The 18,377-nt window shown below is 70.1% G+C and carries 20 protein-coding genes; 6 read left to right on the top strand and 14 right to left on the bottom strand.

Annotation, left to right across the window (positions count from 1 at the left end; translation table 11 throughout):
* Window positions 1-312: 312 nt before the first annotated feature.
* From ACQPZA_RS33435 to trpD, 5 genes are all read right to left on the bottom strand, one after another.
* Window positions 313-1,092 (bottom strand): DUF899 domain-containing protein, encoded by a 780-nt coding sequence (locus ACQPZA_RS33435; protein WP_433276121.1) that lies wholly within the window; start codon window positions 1,090-1,092, stop codon window positions 313-315.
* A 134-nt stretch (window positions 1,093-1,226) separates the two neighbouring features.
* On the bottom strand, window positions 1,227-1,796 hold the full coding sequence (locus ACQPZA_RS33430; RefSeq protein WP_433276119.1) for a TIGR03086 family metal-binding protein: 570 nt from the start codon (window positions 1,794-1,796) through the stop codon (window positions 1,227-1,229).
* A gap of 215 nt (window positions 1,797-2,011) precedes the next feature.
* A complete protein-coding gene (locus tag ACQPZA_RS33425) occupies window positions 2,012-2,986 on the bottom strand; it encodes a hypothetical protein (RefSeq protein ID WP_433276117.1) in 975 nt (324 codons plus the stop codon).
* 107 nt (window positions 2,987-3,093) lie between these two features.
* Window positions 3,094-3,942 (bottom strand): aminoglycoside phosphotransferase family protein, encoded by an 849-nt coding sequence (locus tag ACQPZA_RS33420; protein ID WP_433276115.1) that lies wholly within the window; start codon window positions 3,940-3,942, stop codon window positions 3,094-3,096.
* 21 nt (window positions 3,943-3,963) lie between these two features.
* Window positions 3,964-5,073 carry an anthranilate phosphoribosyltransferase gene (gene trpD / locus ACQPZA_RS33415; protein WP_433276113.1) on the bottom strand — a complete coding sequence of 370 codons (1,110 nt, stop codon included), beginning with the start codon at window positions 5,071-5,073 and terminating at the stop codon, window positions 3,964-3,966.
* Window positions 5,074-5,451: 378 nt separating this feature from the next.
* On the opposite strand from trpD, the gene ACQPZA_RS33410 reads away from it, so the two are divergent.
* Window positions 5,452-7,155 carry an AMP-binding protein gene (locus ACQPZA_RS33410; RefSeq protein ID WP_433276111.1) on the top strand — a complete coding sequence of 568 codons (1,704 nt, stop codon included), beginning with the start codon at window positions 5,452-5,454 and terminating at the stop codon, window positions 7,153-7,155.
* Here ACQPZA_RS33410 and ACQPZA_RS33405 read toward each other — a convergent pair whose 3' ends face one another.
* A complete protein-coding gene (locus ACQPZA_RS33405; protein WP_433276109.1) occupies window positions 7,156-7,929 on the bottom strand; it encodes a class I SAM-dependent methyltransferase in 774 nt (257 codons plus the stop codon).
* Between the two features lie 138 nt (window positions 7,930-8,067).
* Between ACQPZA_RS33405 and ACQPZA_RS33400 the strand changes: the two genes are divergently transcribed.
* Window positions 8,068-8,589 (top strand): N-acetyltransferase family protein, encoded by a 522-nt coding sequence (locus ACQPZA_RS33400; protein WP_433276107.1) that lies wholly within the window; start codon window positions 8,068-8,070, stop codon window positions 8,587-8,589.
* 24 nt (window positions 8,590-8,613) lie between these two features.
* On the opposite strand, the gene ACQPZA_RS33395 is transcribed toward ACQPZA_RS33400, so the two are convergent.
* From ACQPZA_RS33395 to ACQPZA_RS33365, 7 genes are all read right to left on the bottom strand, one after another.
* Window positions 8,614-9,627, bottom strand: coding sequence for an ABC transporter substrate-binding protein (locus tag ACQPZA_RS33395; protein ID WP_433276105.1), 1,014 nt, complete (start codon window positions 9,625-9,627; stop codon window positions 8,614-8,616).
* Window positions 9,628-9,692: 65 nt separating this feature from the next.
* Window positions 9,693-10,541: an ABC transporter permease gene (locus ACQPZA_RS33390; RefSeq protein ID WP_433276104.1), complete on the bottom strand. Its 849-nt coding sequence runs from the start codon at window positions 10,539-10,541 to the stop codon at window positions 9,693-9,695.
* 23 nt (window positions 10,542-10,564) lie between these two features.
* Window positions 10,565-11,338 (bottom strand): ABC transporter ATP-binding protein, encoded by a 774-nt coding sequence (locus ACQPZA_RS33385; protein ID WP_433276103.1) that lies wholly within the window; start codon window positions 11,336-11,338, stop codon window positions 10,565-10,567.
* Window positions 11,339-11,524: 186 nt separating this feature from the next.
* Window positions 11,525-12,082 (bottom strand): TetR/AcrR family transcriptional regulator, encoded by a 558-nt coding sequence (locus ACQPZA_RS33380; protein WP_433276101.1) that lies wholly within the window; start codon window positions 12,080-12,082, stop codon window positions 11,525-11,527.
* Complete coding sequence (locus tag ACQPZA_RS33375; RefSeq protein ID WP_433276099.1) at window positions 12,079-12,399, bottom strand: DMT family transporter; 321 nt, start codon at window positions 12,397-12,399, stop codon at window positions 12,079-12,081. The genes ACQPZA_RS33380 and ACQPZA_RS33375 overlap by 4 nt, the downstream gene beginning before the upstream one ends.
* Before the next feature lie 69 nt (window positions 12,400-12,468).
* The gene (locus ACQPZA_RS33370; RefSeq protein WP_433276097.1) at window positions 12,469-12,984 is read right to left on the bottom strand and encodes a DinB family protein; all 516 of its coding nucleotides are present in this window, start codon (window positions 12,982-12,984) and stop codon (window positions 12,469-12,471) included.
* A gap of 62 nt (window positions 12,985-13,046) precedes the next feature.
* On the bottom strand, window positions 13,047-13,838 hold the full coding sequence (locus tag ACQPZA_RS33365; RefSeq protein WP_433276095.1) for a YoaK family protein: 792 nt from the start codon (window positions 13,836-13,838) through the stop codon (window positions 13,047-13,049).
* A gap of 182 nt (window positions 13,839-14,020) precedes the next feature.
* Between ACQPZA_RS33365 and ACQPZA_RS33360 the strand changes: the two genes are divergently transcribed.
* On the top strand, window positions 14,021-14,542 hold the full coding sequence (locus ACQPZA_RS33360) for a cupin domain-containing protein (protein ID WP_433276093.1): 522 nt from the start codon (window positions 14,021-14,023) through the stop codon (window positions 14,540-14,542).
* 41 nt (window positions 14,543-14,583) lie between these two features.
* Here the strand turns inward: ACQPZA_RS33360 and ACQPZA_RS33355 are convergent, their stop codons facing one another.
* On the bottom strand, window positions 14,584-15,270 hold the full coding sequence (locus ACQPZA_RS33355; protein WP_433276091.1) for a hemerythrin domain-containing protein: 687 nt from the start codon (window positions 15,268-15,270) through the stop codon (window positions 14,584-14,586).
* A gap of 109 nt (window positions 15,271-15,379) precedes the next feature.
* Between ACQPZA_RS33355 and ACQPZA_RS33350 the strand changes: the two genes are divergently transcribed.
* The 3 genes from ACQPZA_RS33350 to ACQPZA_RS33340 all read left to right on the top strand — a co-directional run bounded on the left by ACQPZA_RS33350 (window position 15,380) and on the right by ACQPZA_RS33340 (window position 18,349).
* Window positions 15,380-15,925: an NUDIX hydrolase gene (locus ACQPZA_RS33350; protein ID WP_433276089.1), complete on the top strand. Its 546-nt coding sequence runs from the start codon at window positions 15,380-15,382 to the stop codon at window positions 15,923-15,925.
* A gap of 1,006 nt (window positions 15,926-16,931) precedes the next feature.
* Window positions 16,932-17,690 carry a hypothetical protein gene (locus tag ACQPZA_RS33345; protein ID WP_433276087.1) on the top strand — a complete coding sequence of 253 codons (759 nt, stop codon included), beginning with the start codon at window positions 16,932-16,934 and terminating at the stop codon, window positions 17,688-17,690.
* Entirely contained in the window at window positions 17,690-18,349 is a 660-nt protein-coding gene (locus tag ACQPZA_RS33340; RefSeq protein ID WP_433276085.1) for a class F sortase, read from the top strand. The genes ACQPZA_RS33345 and ACQPZA_RS33340 overlap by 1 nt, the downstream gene beginning before the upstream one ends.
* Window positions 18,350-18,377: the final 28 nt, after the last annotated feature.

Here is an 18,377-nt window from a genome sequence, read left to right as displayed (position 1 = left end):
GTGGAGGACGGTTTTCGAGCTACGTCGCGCCACGTGAGTAGATGGCTGCGGACCCAGCCGGACGAAAGGTGGGGCCGGTCGAGCCGATCGAGAGCGCGGCTGGTGGACAGCGGAACGCCGTGAATCGGCGTGGGGTGTCGCTGACGACGGCTGCGAGCCCGTACTTGGGCCGGTCGCCTACGCGGCATGGACCTTTCGGATCAAAGCCATGGCCCCAGGCTGCCAGAGAGCGAGGGTGGGAATGGGCTCTGCGAGGGCCGCAACCAGCGCGCCGAACGACAGTCGGCCACGGTCGCTCGAGAGACGGCACCGTCAGTGGTGGTGGCCGTTCCGGCCCAGGGACTCCACGGGGGTCGCGCCGGGGCGGGTCCACTGCGGCACCGGGCGGCTGGCTGGGCCCCAGGTGGCGTTCCCGTCGGCGTCCGAGCGCCACGACCAGCACGCCGGACGCCCCTCGGGCCGGCCCTCGGGCTTGTCCTCCCACGTCTCGCCGCGGCCGTGAGGTGTCATGTCGAGCAGGCTCATGGACCCGTTGACCGGCTCGTTGCCTCGGCCCGTCGTGGAGTAGGTGAGGAACACGCGGTCGCCGTCGCGCAGGAAGCAGGTGATGAAACCCATGTTGCCGCCGACCGGCTCCTCCACACCGCGCACCGAGTACCAGGGCTGGGTGTAACCCATGAACTCGACGTATGGGGCCACCTCGTCCCACGGGCCCGTGGTCAGGACGGCGAACGAGACGCCGCGGGCGTTGAGGTAGACGGCGTCCTTCAGGTGCCAGGCCGTGGTCGTGCAGCCCTCGCACTGCCCCTGGTGCGGCGCGCCGTCGAACCACATGTGCTTGTAGACCACGAGTTCGTCGCGACCCTGGAACAGGTCCAGGAACGGAACAGGGCCGTCCGGTCCGACGACCTCGACCGTCCCGTCGAGCTCCACCATCGGCAGTCGGCGGCGGGCCGCGGCGAGGGCGTCGCCCTCGCGCGTGTGGGCCTTCTCGCGGACCAGGAGCTCGTCACGTGCGGCCTGCCAGGTGGCCAGGTCGACGACGGGCGGGGCGCCGGGCAGCGTGGTCGGGTTGCTCGACGTGGTCGTCATGGCGTCCTCCGTGGTGTCTCGTGCCGCGCGTTGCGACACCAGAACAGACCCGCGACCCGGCCGGAACTCATCGGCAGTCGGCATTGCCGAACGCGACGCGCGCCCGTTAGCGCTGGGGTTCGGGCGGCGGCCCTTCACAGGGGGTTGCGCCCGATGAAGGCGAGCATCCTCGTCTGCGCGTCGGCGTCGTCGGGGACGTCGACCTTCGGCCCGTACTGCCCGCTGGAGCGCAGCACGTCGTCGAGGGGCTGCATCTGCTCCAGCAGGGCGGCGCAGCGCTGAGGGTCGAGGGTCTCGTCCTGGCCGGTGGCGCGGGCGAGGTCCCACGTGTGCATGAAGACGTCGTTGGTGAAGAACTGCGCGATCGCCATGGGCAGCGCCACCTCGCCGATGTGCCGGTTGACCAGCTTCTTGTCGGCCGATGCGGGGTCGTCGAGGACGGCCTGGACGCCGTCGCTCATGGTGCGCCAGGCGGACACCGGGTCCTCGTCGACGCTGGGCCCCTGCGGCAGGGTCACGCCCGCGCCGCCGGCCAGGAAGCCGGGAAACCACTCGACGAGGTGCCCCACGACGTCGCGGGCGGTCCATTCGGCGACAGGAGACCGGCGGCTCCACGTGGCATCGTCGGGCACGGCCTCGACGAGCTCGGTGAACCGGCCGGCGATCTCGCGGTACTCGTCGGCGGGGGTCTGGTTCGCGATCACTGGATCGTCTCCCTGGGGGCCGGAGGGCGCGACGGAGATACCCGTCGCGGTCGTGAGATAGACCACGGCCCCGAGCTCAACTCATCGCAGACCGGCGTTGCTGATCGCGACGCGCGCCCGTTGTGGTCTTCGCAGCACCCACGGGCCCTGCGAGGACCCTGGCCAGCGCGCGGAACCACGAGCGTCAGCTGAGCCGGCAGCACGCTCGCTCCCGCTCAGCCGAGAGTCTGGAACCCGCTGAGCACGGCAAAGAGATACTGCGCGGCGAGGAGCACCACCGACGCGATACCGCCCCACCACACCCACCGGGAGACCGGCGGGGCGTTGCGCCACAGCGCCACGCCCACCGGGACGAGTGCGGCGGCCAGGAGGACCGCGCCGGTCAGCGAGTTGAGGTCGGTGCCCTTCAGCACCCCGCTGTAGTGGGTCAGCATGAACGCCACGGCGAGCGCGGGCACCCAGCCGAGCACCCGGGCCCGGTAGGCGCCGATCGCCAGCACGCCCCACGCGACGTTGTCGGTGCCGTTGAGGGGGACGAGCACGTACCAGGCGCCGTAGGTGTCAGCGACAGCGCCGGTCGCGGCCTCCAGCCCCAGCACGCCGACGAGTTGCAGCGCGAGGAAGCTGATTCCCTCCTGGAAGATGCGGACGCAGCAGCCCACGACCGCGGTGGTGGCGCCCCAGAACGCCCAGCCCGGCTGCTCCCGCCCGATCAGCCCGGCCAGCGCGAGCGATGCCGGGACCATCAGCACCAGTCCGGCTGTGTAGAGCGCGTACGAGGTGAGCAGGATGCCCGGATCGGTGACCATGCCCGACAGCTGTGCCGGGAAGAAGTAGTAGTGCCCCGACCGGACCGCCTCTGCGACGAGCAGCAGCAGTGGCGCCGCGACGAGCGTCGCCGCACCGGACCGCGGACCAGGCCACCCGGCGGCGGGACCGTCCGGCACGCGGACCAGGAACGCCGAGCCGTCGCGGGGGAGCAGCAGGCGTCCGGCCAGCAGACCTGCACCCAGCGCCCCGGCGGCGGAGGCGAGGTCGGCGAGCTGCGTGTTGGCCCAGCGCACGCTGCCCACCCCGGTCAGTTCGACGAGCGCGTACCCGGCCACCCCGCCCACGACGACCGCACCGACGAACACCACTGCCGCCCGCACCGCTGATCCCGTCCGGACCCGCACCCCCGCTTCGATCACGGCGGCCAGTGTCGGTGGGCATCCCCACCCCCGGAATCCGGACGTTCCCCGGTTCGCGCTCCACAAGTCCGGGTCAACCCGGATTGACCGGCTGTCCGGGACCGTCCTCAGCCCAGGCCGTCGGAGTCCATCCAGCGGACGACACGCCCGACGCACTCGGTCATCGCCTCGGGGTCGGCGTCGTCGAGGAGGTACTTGACGATCTGCTCCAGTGCGAACGTGCCGTACCAGGTTCGGGCCCTGGCGTACGTGGCGTGGTCGACCGTCTTCGCGAGGGTTGGCCAGCCGTGCGAGTGGGCCAGGCAGGCGACGTCGATGGCGGGGTCGAAGGCATGGGCGAGGTCCCAGTCGATGACGCCGATGACGTGGCCGTCGGGCGACCAGTGCATGTTCTCGCCACAGAGGTCGCCGTGGACGAGCCGGGGCGGAACGGGGTCGAGTGCCAGCACCGCCTCGACGCGCCGCACTGCGGAGTCGCGCAAGCGCGGTGGAAGCCGCGGAACGGCTTCGGCGAGTATCAGTTCCTCCCAGCGTTCCCGGCCGGCATAGGCGTGGGGGACGTCGAGAAGCTCGACCAGCGGTTCAAGGTCGACCGCGGCAAGTGCGTCGAGAACATCCCGAAGGGTCGCGGGATCACCGGTGCCGGGCGGTGCGTGCCGGCCGGGGACCCACGACACGGCGACCGCGGTCCAGTCCAGCGTCGAGACGACCGGACCGAGCGGAACCGGGGTGTCGAACGGGAGCCCGGTCGTGGCGAGCTCCTCGAGCAGGGCTGTTCGGCGGGGAAGGTACTCGACAGCCGGTGCGCTCCTGGCTATCCGCACGGCCGCGACGCCGGGGAGCAGTACGACGTCGTGGGAACCGCTGTGAACGACCGCGGCACCGTCGAGGCTGACGCCCGGCAGCAGCGTCTCGACCACGGCGCCCTCACGGTCGGCAGGCGCACGCAGAATCACGTCCCGAGCGTAGATCGTTGATCATCGCCGGGCCTCCTCGGCGTTGCTGGTGGCCACCCAGTGCTCGAGGGTGCGGGTTGCGGCGCCGGAGTCGACGGACCGGGCTGCGAGGTCGAGTGCCGCTGGGAGCGCACCGGGGACGGCGTCGGGGGGATGACGACCGTCGGCGACGTCATGGGCCACGATCGCGGCGGCGGCGTTGAGCAGCACCGCATCCCGGACCGGGCCGGGTTTCCCCGCCAGGACGTCGCGGACGACCCCGGCGTTGTGGACGCGGTCGGCCCCGCGCAGGGCACCGGCGGGCGCGGCCGGTATCCCGAGAGCCGACGGGTCGATCCGCACGCGGGCGACCTGTGAACCGCCGGCGATCCACATCGTCGAGGTCGTCGTCGTGGTGAGCTCGTCGAGGCCGTCGTCGCCGCGGACGACCAGCGCGGTGACGCCACGGTCGGCGAACACCCGGGCCAGCAACGGAGCCTTGGTGCTGTCGGCGCAGCCGATCAGGGAGGCGACCGGTCGCGCCGGGTTGACGAGGGGCCCGAGCAGGTTGAACACGGTGGGCACACCGATCTGACGGCGCGGTGCGGAGGTATGGGCGAGGCCGGGCTGGAAGACGGGCGCGAAGCAGAACCCGATCCCGCTGGTCGTGACCGTGCGCGCGACGCCGTCTGCTCGCAGCCCGATGCATATCCCGAGCTCTTCGAGGACATCGGCGGTGCCGCATGTCGACGAGGCGCCGCGGCCCCCGTGTTTGACCACGCGCCGGCCCGTGCCTGCCACCACCAGGGCTGCCATCGTCGAGATGTTCACCGTGTCGGCTCCGTCGCCCCCGGTGCCCACGACGTCGACGGCCGTCCCCTCGAGACGAACCGGGGTGGCGTTGCGCATCAGGGAGGTCGTCAACCCGGCGATCTCGTCGGCGGTTTCTCCTTTCGCCCGCAGCAGCACGGCGAACGCGGCGATCTGGGCGGGGGTTGCGGTGCCCGCGATGATCTCGTCCATCACCTGTTCCGCGCGCAGCGCCGGCAGATCCTCGCCGCGGAGCAGCGCGGCGAGCACGGTCGGCCACGGACCCGAGGCCGCCCGAGCGGCAGGCGAATCCAGTGGTGGGAGCGACGTAGAGCGGGACATCAGGTGGTCCTTCCGGTTTCGGGACACCAGCCGCCTCGGGCCGGGATCCGAAGATCCGGGAGGGATACGTCAGTCCTCGGCCCCTACGGCAGCCGAGAACAGCGCAAGCTCACGGTCGCCCGGTAGGCGACCACCACCGGAGCTGCGCAGACGACATCACCCGTGCATCTCAGCACCTGCACCGCCACGCGGCAACGCACTTGACGGTGCCCTGTGGAGCGCCGGCGGCACGGCCCGGATGCTGAGTATTGATTGTCTACTTTCTCGCTTTTCGCCGAATTGTGAAACTGTGGTAGCAATGCTGATCATGGTTGGATGAGGCGCCTGCGAAGAGGTGAGAGGTGTGAGTCGGATATGAATGAACCACGGGTGAATGACGTGCCGAGAGTGGTGAACGAGGCCGGTTTCCGGGAGGCCTTGACGTTGCGGCCGCCGGATTCGACGGTCCGCCGGTTCCGCGAGTCGCGGGTCTGGCGGGAGGGCACTGTTCTCGACGACCTGACGCGGTGGCGGGACGAGTCCCCCGAGGCGATCGCCATCGTTGCTCATCAGATGGGTACCGGCGTCGAGCGGCTGACGTACCGGCAGTACGCCGACCACGTCGAACGGTTCACCGGTGCCCTGTACGAACTGGGGGTCCGCCCGGGGCAGGTGGTCGCGCTCCAACTGCCCAACCGTTGGCAGGTGAACGTACTCCTGTTGGCGTGCGCCCGGATCGGGGCCGTGTTCGCGCCGATCATCACGAGCATTCGCCCGCGCGAACTGGAGCGGGTACTGCGTCGGCTGCAGGCCGGGGTCTTCATCAGCATCGACCGGTGGGACGGCTTCGAACACGCGTCGGCGCTGGCCGAGTTCGCGCCGCGGCTGCCTGATCTGCGCCATCGGGTGGTGCTCGGTGATGCCTCGGACGACGAGATTGATTTCGTCGAGCACTTTCAGAACGTTCCGTGGGAGCGCACTCATGCCACAGCTCTCGGCGGTTTGTCCGCGGATCCGGACCGGGTCGGCCTGGTGCTGTTCACCTCCGGCACCACGGGGGAGCCGAAAGCGGCGCTGCACACCCTGAACACCCTGTATGCCGCCTACTCCGCCCCGACGTTCGAGGACGGATACGGGTCGGCGGATGTGTTCCTCAGTTCGGCCGCGCTGACCCATATCGCAGGCACCGGTCTCTCCATCCTGGTGCCCCTGCTCGTGGGTGGGCGCACGGTCCTGCTGGACACATGGGAGCCGGAAACGGCAGTGGACCTGATGACGGAGAACGCGGTCAGCCTGCTGGGCGGAGTGCCGGTCACGCTGTCCGCGCTGATCACGGAGTTGCGCAGCCGGCCCACCCCGTTGCCGGCCCTCGACACGGTCGTGTCCTTCGGGACGCTGACCCCGGGCCCTCTGATCGAGGACGTGCAGTCGGTTCTCGGGCTGCCCCTGCGAACGGCGTGGGGAATGACCGAGACGGCTGGATCTTGCACGTTCATCCGGCGCGATGATCCCGCCGACTGGATCGCCCACAGCGTCGGCCGACCGATTCCCGGAGTGGAGCTCGACCTGCGGCACGAGGGCGGCGCCACCGCAGAGCAGGCCGCGCGGCTGTTCATCCGGGGAGCCCCCGTGTGCCTGGCCACCGTGGGCCGGGACAGCGGCGAGGTGACCGTCATCGCCGAGCACGACGACGGCTGGTACGACACGGGCGACCTGGCCGTCCCGGACGGTCGCGGCGGCATCCAACTGCTCGGCCGCGCCGCCGACCGGATCGGGGGCGCGTTCATGATCCCCGTCAACGATGTCGAGACGGCGCTGTTGGGACACCCGGACATCGACGACGTGGCGCTCGTCGGTTATCCGGACGGCGGCGGCGGCGAGCTGGCCTGCGCCGTCGTCGTCACCCGCACCGCGCCGCCCTCCATCGCCGATCTGCGGAAGTACCTCGACGAGCTGGGCATGACCGAGTGGTACCAACCCAGCCGGGTCGAGGCCGTGCCCGCACTGCCGCGCAACTCCATGGGGAAGGTTCGCAAGGAACTGCTCCGCCGCTGGCTGCAAGGTGGCGCCGACCCCGCCGCGCTCGATACCGCAGCCCCGTAGTCAGGGCCGGTGGGAGACGACGAGGACGAGCGAGCCGAGGAAGTGGGCCTGCGTGCGCAGGTGCCCGTGGTCGGCGTCCCAGCGACCCTCGGCCAGGTCCCGCCCCAGGTCGTGCTCGAACCGCTCGTGGACCGCGGGCGGTACGAAGCTCCAGGTCGACATGGCCCGACGCGCTCCCGGGTCGAGCAGTAGCTCCGGACGGCCGTAGTAGGCCTCGCAGAACCCGTCGACGCAGTGCAGCGGGATCGGGACCGGGGTGACGGTGCACCGCCCGCCGAGACCGGCGGTGATGGCGTCGAGCGGCGGGTCGCGGCGGGCCTCGACGTCGATCGCCTCGGGTGCGTAACGGTTCAGCCAGAACCGGGGCAGCAGGACCGGATCCGAGGTCAGCACGGCAACGGGGCCGCGGGTGACCCGTCGGAGCTCGGCCAGGCCCCGGGCCAGGTCGGTCCACTGGTGCACGGTCTGGACCGCCATCGCCGCGTCGAAGGCGCCGTCGGCGAACGGCAGGTCCTCGGCCGTCGCATCCAGCGCCGGCGGCCGGTCGGCCGGGCGCTGGGCACGCATCGATGCCGCCGGCTCGACGGCGGTGACCTGCCGATCGCTGGGCTCGTAGGAACCGGCGCCCGCGCCCACGTTCAGCACCGTGGTCGCCGCTCCGAGCGCGTCGTGCAGGACTGCGGCGATCTCCGGATCCGGGCGGCGGTAGTCGCTGTAGCCGGAGCCGATCACGTGATAGTCGACATCGCCGGCACTACCGTCTGCACGCTGCACCCGGGGGACGCTATCCCGCGACATGGACACATATCGCGGATTTCAAGCGCATCCGACAGCGACATGTGTCCATGACGCGGCTGCCGGGCCGAGCAGTGGCTGAAGCGCGACCCCCGCCCGGATGGCAACCTCTCGCGCGTGATCGTCATACGAGAAGCGCGGCCGGAGGACGCCCGCGGGATCGCCGCCGTGCACGTCTCGTCCTGGCAGGAGGCCTACCGCGGACTGCTGCCCGCCGATGTCCTTTCCGGGCTCTCCGTCACGGGTCGCGAGCAGGTATGGACCGCGATTCTGAGCGATCCCTCGGCCCGAGATCCCGTTCTGGTCGCGGCCGACGACACCACCGTTCTCGGATTCGTCTCCATGGGGCCGGACCGGGGCGGCGCTGCGAGCGAGGACACCGGCGAGCTGTACGCGTTCTACGTCCACCCCGGGCGCTGGCGCGAAGGTATCGGCGGCCGGCTGCACAGCGCCGCGATCCAGCGGCTCACGGCCCGCTTCGTCAGCGCCGCGCTCTGGGTGCTGGCGGGAAACGACCGGGCCCTGGGTTTCTACCGCAGCACCGGGTGGGTCCCGGACGGGCAGACCAAGACCGACCGCGGGCCGGGCGGGGTCGATCTCCACGAACTGCGCCTGCACCGCCGGCTCCGGGCTCGCTGACGCCGGCGGTGCGGGCGTCGGTCGTCAGGTCTTGGGGACGTTGGCCGAGTAGGTGTTGTCGACGTAGCGGGAGCTCGGCAGCGGCGTGCTGTAGTTCAGCAGGCCCGCCTGCTGGAACACCTGCTGCATCGAGTCGAGCGTGGCGACGGGCGGGGCGAGGCGGGGATCGAACACGTCAGCGGGCTGCTGCTGCAGCACGCTCAGCTTCTGTCCGATGGCCTTCGCCTCGATCTCCAGGTTGGGGGTCGCCTTGGCCTGGGCACCCTGCAGGTCCTGCGCGCCCTGGGCGAGAGCGTCGAAGAACGGTTGTGCGGCGGGGGACTTGGCGAAGGCGTCACCGTAGATGACGCCGGTGACGGAGGTGCCCGGCTGGGCGCTCGCGATCAGCTTGCCGGTCCCGGAGCTGACCGCGTCGGACAGGAACGGACTGGACATCAGCGCCGCCGCGACCCCTCCGGACTTCAGTGCGGCCGCCTGCTCCGGCAACGGGAGGTTCACCGGCGTGACGTCCTTGAGCGTCAGGTGGTAGGGCGCCAGCGCCTCGGCCAGCAGATAGCCGCCTGCGGCACCCGGTCCGCCACTGACCCCGATCTTCTTGCCCCGGAGATCGGCGGGGGTCTTCACCGTGCCCGCCATCTGCGAGCTGACCACGAGACCGTCGGCGGCCTGCCCGCTCGGTTCGCCGGCCATCGAGCCGACGACCTTGACGTCCAGCCCCGAGTTGATGCCGTTGAACATGCCCGCGGAGAAACCCGCGAGCACCGCCTGCACCTTGTTGCTCGCCGCGAGCGCGATGGCGTCCTGCCCCGCCGCCACCGTCGTCAGGTGGACGTCGATGTGGCGCTGCGTGAAGTAACCCTTGCCCATCGCCACGTACAGCGGCGCGAACAGCGACGCGGGCACGTAGGCGACGTCGACCGTCGTGTCGCTCGGTTGCGCGGGGGCCGAGGCGGACGGAGCGCTGCTGCCGCAGGCCACCAGCGCCGCGGCAGCGATGGCGATGATCCCGCCGGTGAGCAGTGGATGACGAACACGCACGGATGAGCTCCTTCTCCTGCAGTCTTGTGTCCTTTTGTCCTTGTGTCGGATGAGAGGGGGCCGCCTCAGTGGCGGGTCGACCACGGCAGTGCCACGCGTTCGGCCAGGAGGACGACACCGGTGGACACGGCGCCGAGCAGCGCGATGGCCACCAGCCCGACATACATGTTGGGCGGCTGGAACAACTGCCAGGAGTTCCAGACCAGATACCCGAGCCCGTCGTTCGAGGCCACCATCTCGGTGGCGGTGATCGCCACCAGTGCCAATGCGATGGCCACCCGCAGCCCGGTGAACACCGACGGGAGGCATCCGGGCAGCAGGACGTGGACCAGTTGACGCCAGCCGGTGGCACCGTAGGCCCGGCCGGCCTCGCGCAGCCGCGGGTCCAGGTCGCGGATCCCGGAGATCGTGTTGATCTCCATGACGAAGAAGGTGACGGCGACCACCGTCAGGATCTTCGGCAGCTCTCCGATTCCGAAGATCACCAGGAGCAGCGGCAACAGGGCGATCTGAGGAATGGCGTACAGGGCCGCGAACAACGGCGAGAACGCCGCCCGCAGCGGACGGGACAGGCCCAGCGCGAGACCGACGACGATGCCGCCGGCGGCGCCGACCAGGTAACCGACCCCGAGGCGGACCAGGGTGGCCATGACGTCCTGCTCGAGAGTGCCGTCGGCGAGCAGGTCGCCCGCGGCCGACATGATCTGGGTGGGCGGCGTGAAGATCACCGGGTCCACCAGGCCGAGGGACGTCGTGAGTTGCCAGGCCAGGACGAGCACCACCGGTGTCGCGATGCCGAGAAGTACGTCCCGGCCACGCTTGCGCCGGTCGCGGCGGGCGATCCGGGCGATCTCCGCCGTCTCGTTCGTCCCGGTCGCACGCCGGCGCTGCGCGGATCCGGATGTCGCGCTCACGGGTGGTAGGGAGCGGGTATCGCTCACACCGGGTCCTGCATGCTCGCCGCAACCTCGTTGCGCAGGGACTCCCACAGGGAGAGCTTGAGTTCGACGAACCGCGGTGACGCCGTGGTGGCCATGCCGCGTGGCCGATCGAGATCGACCGTGATGTCCGACGTGATTTCCGCCGGTCGCCTGCTCATCACGAGCACCCGGTCGCCGAGCAGGAGCGCCTCGTCGATGGAGTGGGTGACCATGACAACCGTCCTGCGGTTCTGCTCCCACAACTGGATCAGATCCTCCTGGATGAGCGACCGGGTCTGCGCATCGAGCGCGCCCATCGGCTCGTCCATCAGCAGGATGTCGGGCTCGGTGACGAAAGCGCGGGCGAGCGAAAGGCGCTGCCGCATGCCACCGGAGAGCCGGTCCGGATACGAGTCGGCGAAGGCGTGCAGGCCGACGCGACTGAGCCAGTGCGCGGCCCGTTCGGCGCGTTCCTTCTTGCCGACTCCCGCCATTCGCAGCCCGAACTGCACATTCTGTGTCGCTGTGAGCCACGGGAACAGCCCGTTGTCCTGGAACACGAAGGCCACCCGCGCCTGGTGCTGCTCAGCGGCCGACGAGCCGAGGCGGACCGAACCCGAGGTGGCTTCTTCCAGGCCCCCGATGATCCGCAGCAACGTCGACTTGCCGCATCCGGAAGGGCCGACGACCGACAGGAACTGTCCGGTGGGAACGGACAGATCGACATCGCTGAGGGCGTGAACCACCTCCCGGCGGCCGGCGAATACCTTTGATACCCCGTCCAGTCGCACCGCGACGTCGCGATGAACGGCGTCGTCGACGACGGTGGGCCCGTCTCCCAGGTTCATTCCGGCCCATCGTGCCGCGCGGGGGCCGATCGCGCGAAGATCTGGTGACAGCTCACACCGATAACGGATTCATCGACACGATGTGGACATCTGCCGATTCGGGAGTTCCTTTTCTGGTGCAGTGCCGCGCTACGCCGGGTCCAGCACGGACCGCAGCGCAAGGTCGAGCGCCTCGACGTCGAGCTCCGCACCGCTCACCACGGCGCGGAGCATCGCGCCGTCGAGGAGCATGCTGACCGCCCGTGCCCGGACCGGGCCGGTGACCGGTTCCAGGATCTCCTGGAGCTGAGCGATCCACATCTCCGCGGGCGGGCGCAGGGCGGGCTCCCGGGCCGCCGCCACGTAGAGCTCGATCTCGACGATCGCTCGCGCGCGATCGGCCAGGTAGTCGGCGGCGAGCTGGACGAGCGCCGTCCGCGGGTGCTCGACGTCGGCGAGGCGCCGTCCCCATTCCTGCATCTCGGTGGCGTAGGACCGGGCCAGTTGCTCGACGGCGGCCGACACCAGGTCCGACAACGCGGGGAAGTAGTACGTCGTCGACCCGAGGGGCACGTCGGCACGGTCGGCGACCAACCGGTGCGAGACCCTCGACAGGCCGTGCTCGGCCATGACCTCCACCGTGGCGGAGACGATCGCCCGGCGCCGTCCTTCCGGGTCCCGGCGCCGGGGAACCCGCCGGTCGGTCAATGTGCCCCGCCGAGGTTGAGCACCACAGCGCCGGCGACCACGAGCACCAGTCCGAGCACCTTCACCACGCTCAGGGACTCGCCGAGGAACGCGACGCCGATGGCGACGATCGCGGCCGTGCCCAGGCCGGACCACACGGCGTAGGTGACGCCGACGGGCACCGTCTTGACGACCTGGGTCAGGAAGACGAGGGAGACCCCGTAGGCGGCCAGGCACGCGACGCTGGGCCAGAGCCGGGTGAACCCCTCGGTGGCCTTCAGCAGGCTCGTCCCGAGCACCTCGGCGGCGATGGCGGCGAGCAGGAACACGTACGGCACGGTGGACTCCTCATGTACAGGTGTACATGTACGACCGTACACATCGGCCCGTCCGGCGTACTCCGACCGTCAGGCCTGAGCGGCCCGCACCAGGCGCAGCTGCCCGATCTCGGCGGCGTTCTTCATCAGCTCGGCGTTCACCCAGGCGACCATGTGCGCGACGGTGTGTTGAGGGTCGTTCTGCCACGGGAACGGCGCGATCCGGTCGAGGTCGGCATCGGTCAGCGCCTCCATGGCGGCGGACCACTCGGTGCGAAGGCCGTGCAGCCACTCGACTGCCTCGCCGTCGCCGGGCCAGGCGATCTCGGTGCGGTGCCGGGGCGGGCGTCCCCGGGTGTGGTCGATCGTCACGCTCCACCACCAGCCGACGTGCCAGATGATCCAGCCGATCGTGGGCACGGGGATCGGGTCGGGCTCGTGGTCCTCCCAGTCCGGCACCCACGAGCCGCCGGCGTCGAGTCTCAGCGTCCAGCAGGTGGCGGCGGGTTCCCACCGGAAGTCCGCCGCCGTCAGCCGCTGCAGGTGGTAGTCCAGCAGCGACCACACCAGGTCGAACTGCCAACGCAGTAGGTCACGACGATGCACGGCGCGATCCTGGCAGCACCGCGCGCCGCGGTCGTCGGGTTTCCGGTCCGGCGAGCGATGGGCTACCCCGCGCCGCGAACGTGCCACCCTTCGGCACGGCGGCTGCGCAGGGTGGCGACCAGGGCCACGATCGCCAGTAGTACCGCAGCGAAACCGAGCGCCCATCCGAGGCCTACATGCAGCACCAGCAGCGCACCGACCAGCGCACCGACGAGCATCGTCAGCACGGCCAGCACCCGTCGCGCGACCGTCGGGTACCCGCCCTTGCGGCCGTCCGCTGCGATGCCCGTCAACGTCATGGTGAGGACCGTGGTGGTGAGGTCCGGCACGGCGAGCCGACGGACTGCCGCGTTCTGCAGTCCCATGGCGACCGCCAGGAAGGCGGCCACGACCGCTGCCGCCATGACTCCGGGAGTGGATGCCAGCAGGACGGCGCACGCGAGACCGACCACCACCAGCCCGAACTCGATCGCCGTGGCGTTGCGCAGGAGCTTGCCTCGATGTCCGCTCCAGCGCTCGACGAGAGGGCCGCCGGCGAACGCGCCGACGAGGAACCCCGCCAGGGCGGCCAGGGACGCGACCAGCGAGAACCCGGGCGCGCCTGCCAGCGCGAATCCCACGAACACCACGTTCCCGGTCATGTTGGCGACGAAGACCCTGCCGAGGGCGAGGATGCTGACGGCGTCGACCAGCCCTGTCGCCGTGGTCAGCACCAGGAGAAGGATCGGCAGCGGTCCGTGGACGTCGTTCCGCGCGAGTTCGGTCCACAGCCGCGATCCGGATCCGGCCACTGGCGCCTCCTGGGTGCTGATGAGGCCACCGGTGCCGATGTCCTGCCGGCTATTCTCCACCACCCGGCCGCCCGTACCGGAATTCGAGAAACGCCGCCGGACTCCGGTCATCGGTGTCGGCCACTGGCGGCACACCGTCGAACGTGGTCGAAGATGTGACCATGAATGATCAATGTGAAGACCACCGGTAAGGGAAAACCCCGCACGGCCCCAGCGTGGTGTGATCCGATTCTCGAGGAGCAGTAGTGAGTATTTCGTTGCCCACCGCCGGAGATGATCCGCGCTACACGACGCGAGGCGCCGTGTACGTGCCGTCCGGCGCGGGCATCACGAAGTGGTTCTCGGGTGATGTGTACACGACGAAGCTGAGAGCGCAGGATACGAACGGGGCGCTGGGTGTCATCGACGCATCGGTGCCCGTCGGCAGTGGTCCGGTACCGCACACCCACGCCGACCAGGACGAGACGTTCTTCCTGTTGTCAGGGGAACTGGAGTTCCTCGACGGCGACAAGACCTTCATGGCCTACGCCGGAGATCTCGTCTTCGTTCCGCGGAAGATTCGGCACCGGTTCATGAACGTCGGGCTGCATCCGGCGCGAATGTTGTTCTTCTACACTCCCGGTGGCACGGAGAGCACCTTCATCGAAGGCGGCGACGAGCCCGAGGCGGGCGTCATGGTGCAGCCGTGGGGCCCGGAGCGCATCGACGAGCGGGTGCTCTCGATCCTCGCCAAGTACGGCACCGAGGCGCTCCCCGACCTTCCGTAACGCCTGCACCCTTCCGTGGTACCTGCACCGGGTCCGCCTCCTCACACCGCCGAGCGGGTGGGGGTGGCCGTGCCGTGCAGGCGCCTGGCGTGCGCCGCGTACGCCCGCGGCCCGATGACCGGCATCAGAAGCCGCGCGACGAGCGGGCCTTGGGCGAGAACGGCCTGCACGACCTCCGGGTCGCCTTCGTACATCGCCATTCCGAAGGCCAGCGGCAGGTGCTTCTTCGGGACTTCACCCATGGCGTGGGCGCCGAGTTCCTGCCACTCCGCGGCCGTGACGTACTTCTCCGCCAATGGCAGGATGTGCTGCTCCTCCAGTGCGGTGTGCTCGACGAGCACCGAGATCAGGCGATCGAGGGCCGCGGCCAATGCCTCACGGTGTGCGAACGACGCATCACGACGCCAGCCGGTGAGCGCCGCGGCGATCTCTCCGTTCGCCTGCTCGATGGATTCGTGGTGACCTTCCATCATGTGCACGACGGACGCGATTTCGGCCGGTCCCCGTTCCAGCAGTTTCGGCCACAGTAGTGCGTCCTCGCCCCCGTGGTGCGCATGAAGAAGGGTGCTGATGACGGTGATGTGCCGGCTGATCACCTCGGCCCGCTTCACATCGCCTTCCGGGACACCACGGACCAACGTCGGCGCCTGGCTGAACTCCCGGCGAAGCAAGACGTGTGTCAGATACATGTCGCGGACGTCGGCCATCGCGCCGGGGGCAGTCGTCATCGTATTCCTCTGATCGCTGATGGGGTGATCCTACGCGTGATGTGCGGCGAATTGTCGGTACCGGCTCGGCGCGGGCGGGACGGGACAGGTGTTCCGTTAGGCTGGCGCGGTGTCCACGGCGTGCCTCGACGTGCTGAGCGGATTCCGGCCCCGCAGTCCCTCCGAGGCCGCGGACGTGGCCCGGGTCCTGGAACTGGTGGAGAGCGCGGAAGATCCGTGGCTCCGTTCGACTCCGCTGCACGTCACGGCGTCGGCTCTGATCGTGCATCCCGAGAGCGGCCGGGTTCTGTTGCGTTGGCACCAGCGGCAGCAGGCCTGGTTGCAGGTCGGTGGCCACGGTGACCCGGGGGAGACCGACCCGGTGGAGGTCGCGCTGCGCGAGGGGCGTGAGGAGAGCGGGCTGACCGACCTGCTGCCGTGGCCGGACAGGGCCCTCGTCCACGTGGTGGTCGTTCCGGTGGCCGCCAAGGGCGACGAACCCGCCCACGAACACGCCGATCTGCGGTTCGTGCTGGCCACCGCGGAACCCGACGCGGTCCGCCCGGAGAAGGAGCACGCTCCGCTGCGCTGGCTCAGCGTGGCGGAGGCGCACGCGGTCACCGAGGCGAACGTCCGCGAGACGCTGGCCCGCGTCGAGGCGCTGCTCCCGGGCTGACCGTCCGGCGGTCGCGAACCGGCTCCCCGTATCCGGGCCGCCGGACACCGGGCTTCCGCGTATTCGATCTTCTCGGATCGCGGGTCCACCCGAATGGGACCGGACATTGTCGCAACGTGCGAGCGGAGATCTGCGACATACCTCGTGACGAGGGTGCCGGCGAAGCGGCGGTCTGCCCGCCGACTTCAGGAGCAACAGATGATCTCGATCGTTGGAATGGTCGCGCTGCCGCCGGTGGACGCGCCTGACCACATTCTCGAACAGGCCCGGCAGTTGACGCACCCGCCGAGTGGTGCGCCCGACGGCCTGCCCCCGGGTGGCGGCTCCTGCGCGTGCGGCCACGGCCGAGACGCTCATGAACATCTCCGGGTCGGCAGCGAATGCTCGATGTGCCGGTCCCCGCAGCGCCGGTGTCTGCGGTTCCGCCGGGACGGTGCGGCGGGCACGAGCGAGGAGCCGACGGCCTGACGCCGTCACGGCCCGGGTTCGCGCCGACGAGGTCCCGGTCGCCGGTCTCCCCGCCCGCCAGGGCGTTCCGCGGCGATCAACTGTCCTTGCAGCCGGCGTGCCGTCTCCCGTGTCGTCCCGGCCCGCAGCGCTCCCTCGGGACCGCCTGGCGACGCTCGTTGCGCGTCCAACCCTCGTGCTGCGGCCCCGTCGTCGTCGCGGCGTGTGGTCGCGACGGCGCCGGCCGGTAGTGCCGGGCTCCGCCGAGCGACCATGAATCGCACACCTGGCCGCCGATGACTACGGCGGGTGGTCGTCCTTGCGAGCTTTTCTCCCCCGAACGGGTTTTTATGGACGGGCGGGTGAAAGAACGGTAACCACCGGCCTGTGGCGTTTCTGTTCGGAGCGGTGTTCGTTATAACTCGCTGAGGAGCCAACTCAGTTCCCGGCGCGGTCCGATCCTTTTCGGGTGCCCGTCCGGGCGTCACCGATAGGGAGAAAACTCGTGGCATCGGCTAACAGTTCCGCTCGCACGAGAGTGCTGCGACCCTGGATGGGTGTGGCGCTTGCAGTGGGAACCGCCACCGCGATGGTGGCACTGGTGGGGGTCGCGGGCGCGTCCCCGGCTCCGGCCCAGGGTCCGGGCGGGGGCGGCCCCGTTGCGGGACCGCCGCAGGCTCACAGGGCGGCGGCCGTCACCGAGCTCAGCCCGGAGATCGTCGTCGGACCGATCGTCATCCCGGCCATCACCATCCCGGCGATCGGTGGCGACGACCGGGACCGCGACGACCGGGACCGCGACGACCGCAACGGCGGCGACCGGCACGCCGAGGACCACCGCGGCTGGGATGACAAGGACAAGGACAAGCACTACGACGAGGTCAACGTCGAGTCCCACAAGGATGACAAGAAGTTCGACAAGGTCGAGGACTTCGACAAGGACAAGAAGTACGACAAGACCGAGGACTTCGACAAGAGCAAGGACCACGACAAGTCCGAGGACTTCGACAAGAGCAAGGACCACGACAAGGACGACAACGGCAAGGACGACGACGACGACGACAACGGCGACGACGACAACGGCGACGACGACAACGGCGACGACGACAACGGCAACGGCAACGGCAACGGCGGCGGTGGCGGCGGCGGTGGTGCGCAGGTCCCGAACGTGCCCTCGGGTGGCGTCGAGACCGGTGACGGAAGCACCACGCCCGCCGGTTACGCGATCGGTGCCCTCGCTCTGGCCGGCATGGGCGGAGCCGCCGCGCTGACCGCGCGCCGCGCGCAGCGGCAGCGCGCAGGACGTCACGAGGCCTGATGCGTCACCGCCTCGTCCGCCGCCACCCCCGTCGGGTCCTCACTCGGGTCCTGACGGGGGTGGCGGCGCTGTGCGCCGTGTTCAGTCTCGGGCTGGTCGCCTGCGGTATGGAGACCGGCGCCGATCGTCCGGTGGTGACCGCTCCTGCCCCGGATGAACGGGCTCCTGCTCCTTCCGGGGGGCCGTTGGCGGCGCCCCTGCCCCGTTCGGAGCCGGTGAAGATCCAGATCCCGAGCCTCGGGGTCACCTCCGAGCTCATGGATCTCGGCCTGCAGGCCGACGGCACGATGGAGGTGCCACCTGGTGCCTACCCGGCGGGTTGGTACACGGGAGCGCCGAGTCCGGGCGAGCTGGGTCCGGCGGTCATCGCCGGGCACGTCAACTGGGCAGGCAAGGACGGCGTGTTCTCGAAGCTGACGGAGCTCAAGCCCGGTGACCAGGTGGCTGTGGCCCGGCAGGACGGGACCACCGCGCTGTTCCGCGTGGACCGGGTGGCCGAGTACCCGAAGCATCAGTTCCCGACGGAAGCTGTCTACGGGAACATCGATCATGCGGGGCTCCGCCTGATCACCTGTGGCGGTGACTTCAACCGCGAGGCCCACAGCTACGAGGACAACATCGTGGTCTACGCCAGCCTCGTCGGTTCCGCGGCCGTCTGAGCGCGCCCACCGAACCGTTCCCGCTCCG

Origin of the sequence: Pseudonocardia xinjiangensis, from assembly GCF_050948425.1 — a bacterium.
In the GTDB taxonomy this organism is placed as follows: Bacteria; Actinomycetota; Actinomycetes; order Mycobacteriales; family Pseudonocardiaceae; genus Pseudonocardia; species Pseudonocardia xinjiangensis.
This window is presented reverse-complemented; position numbering and strand designations above follow the sequence as displayed.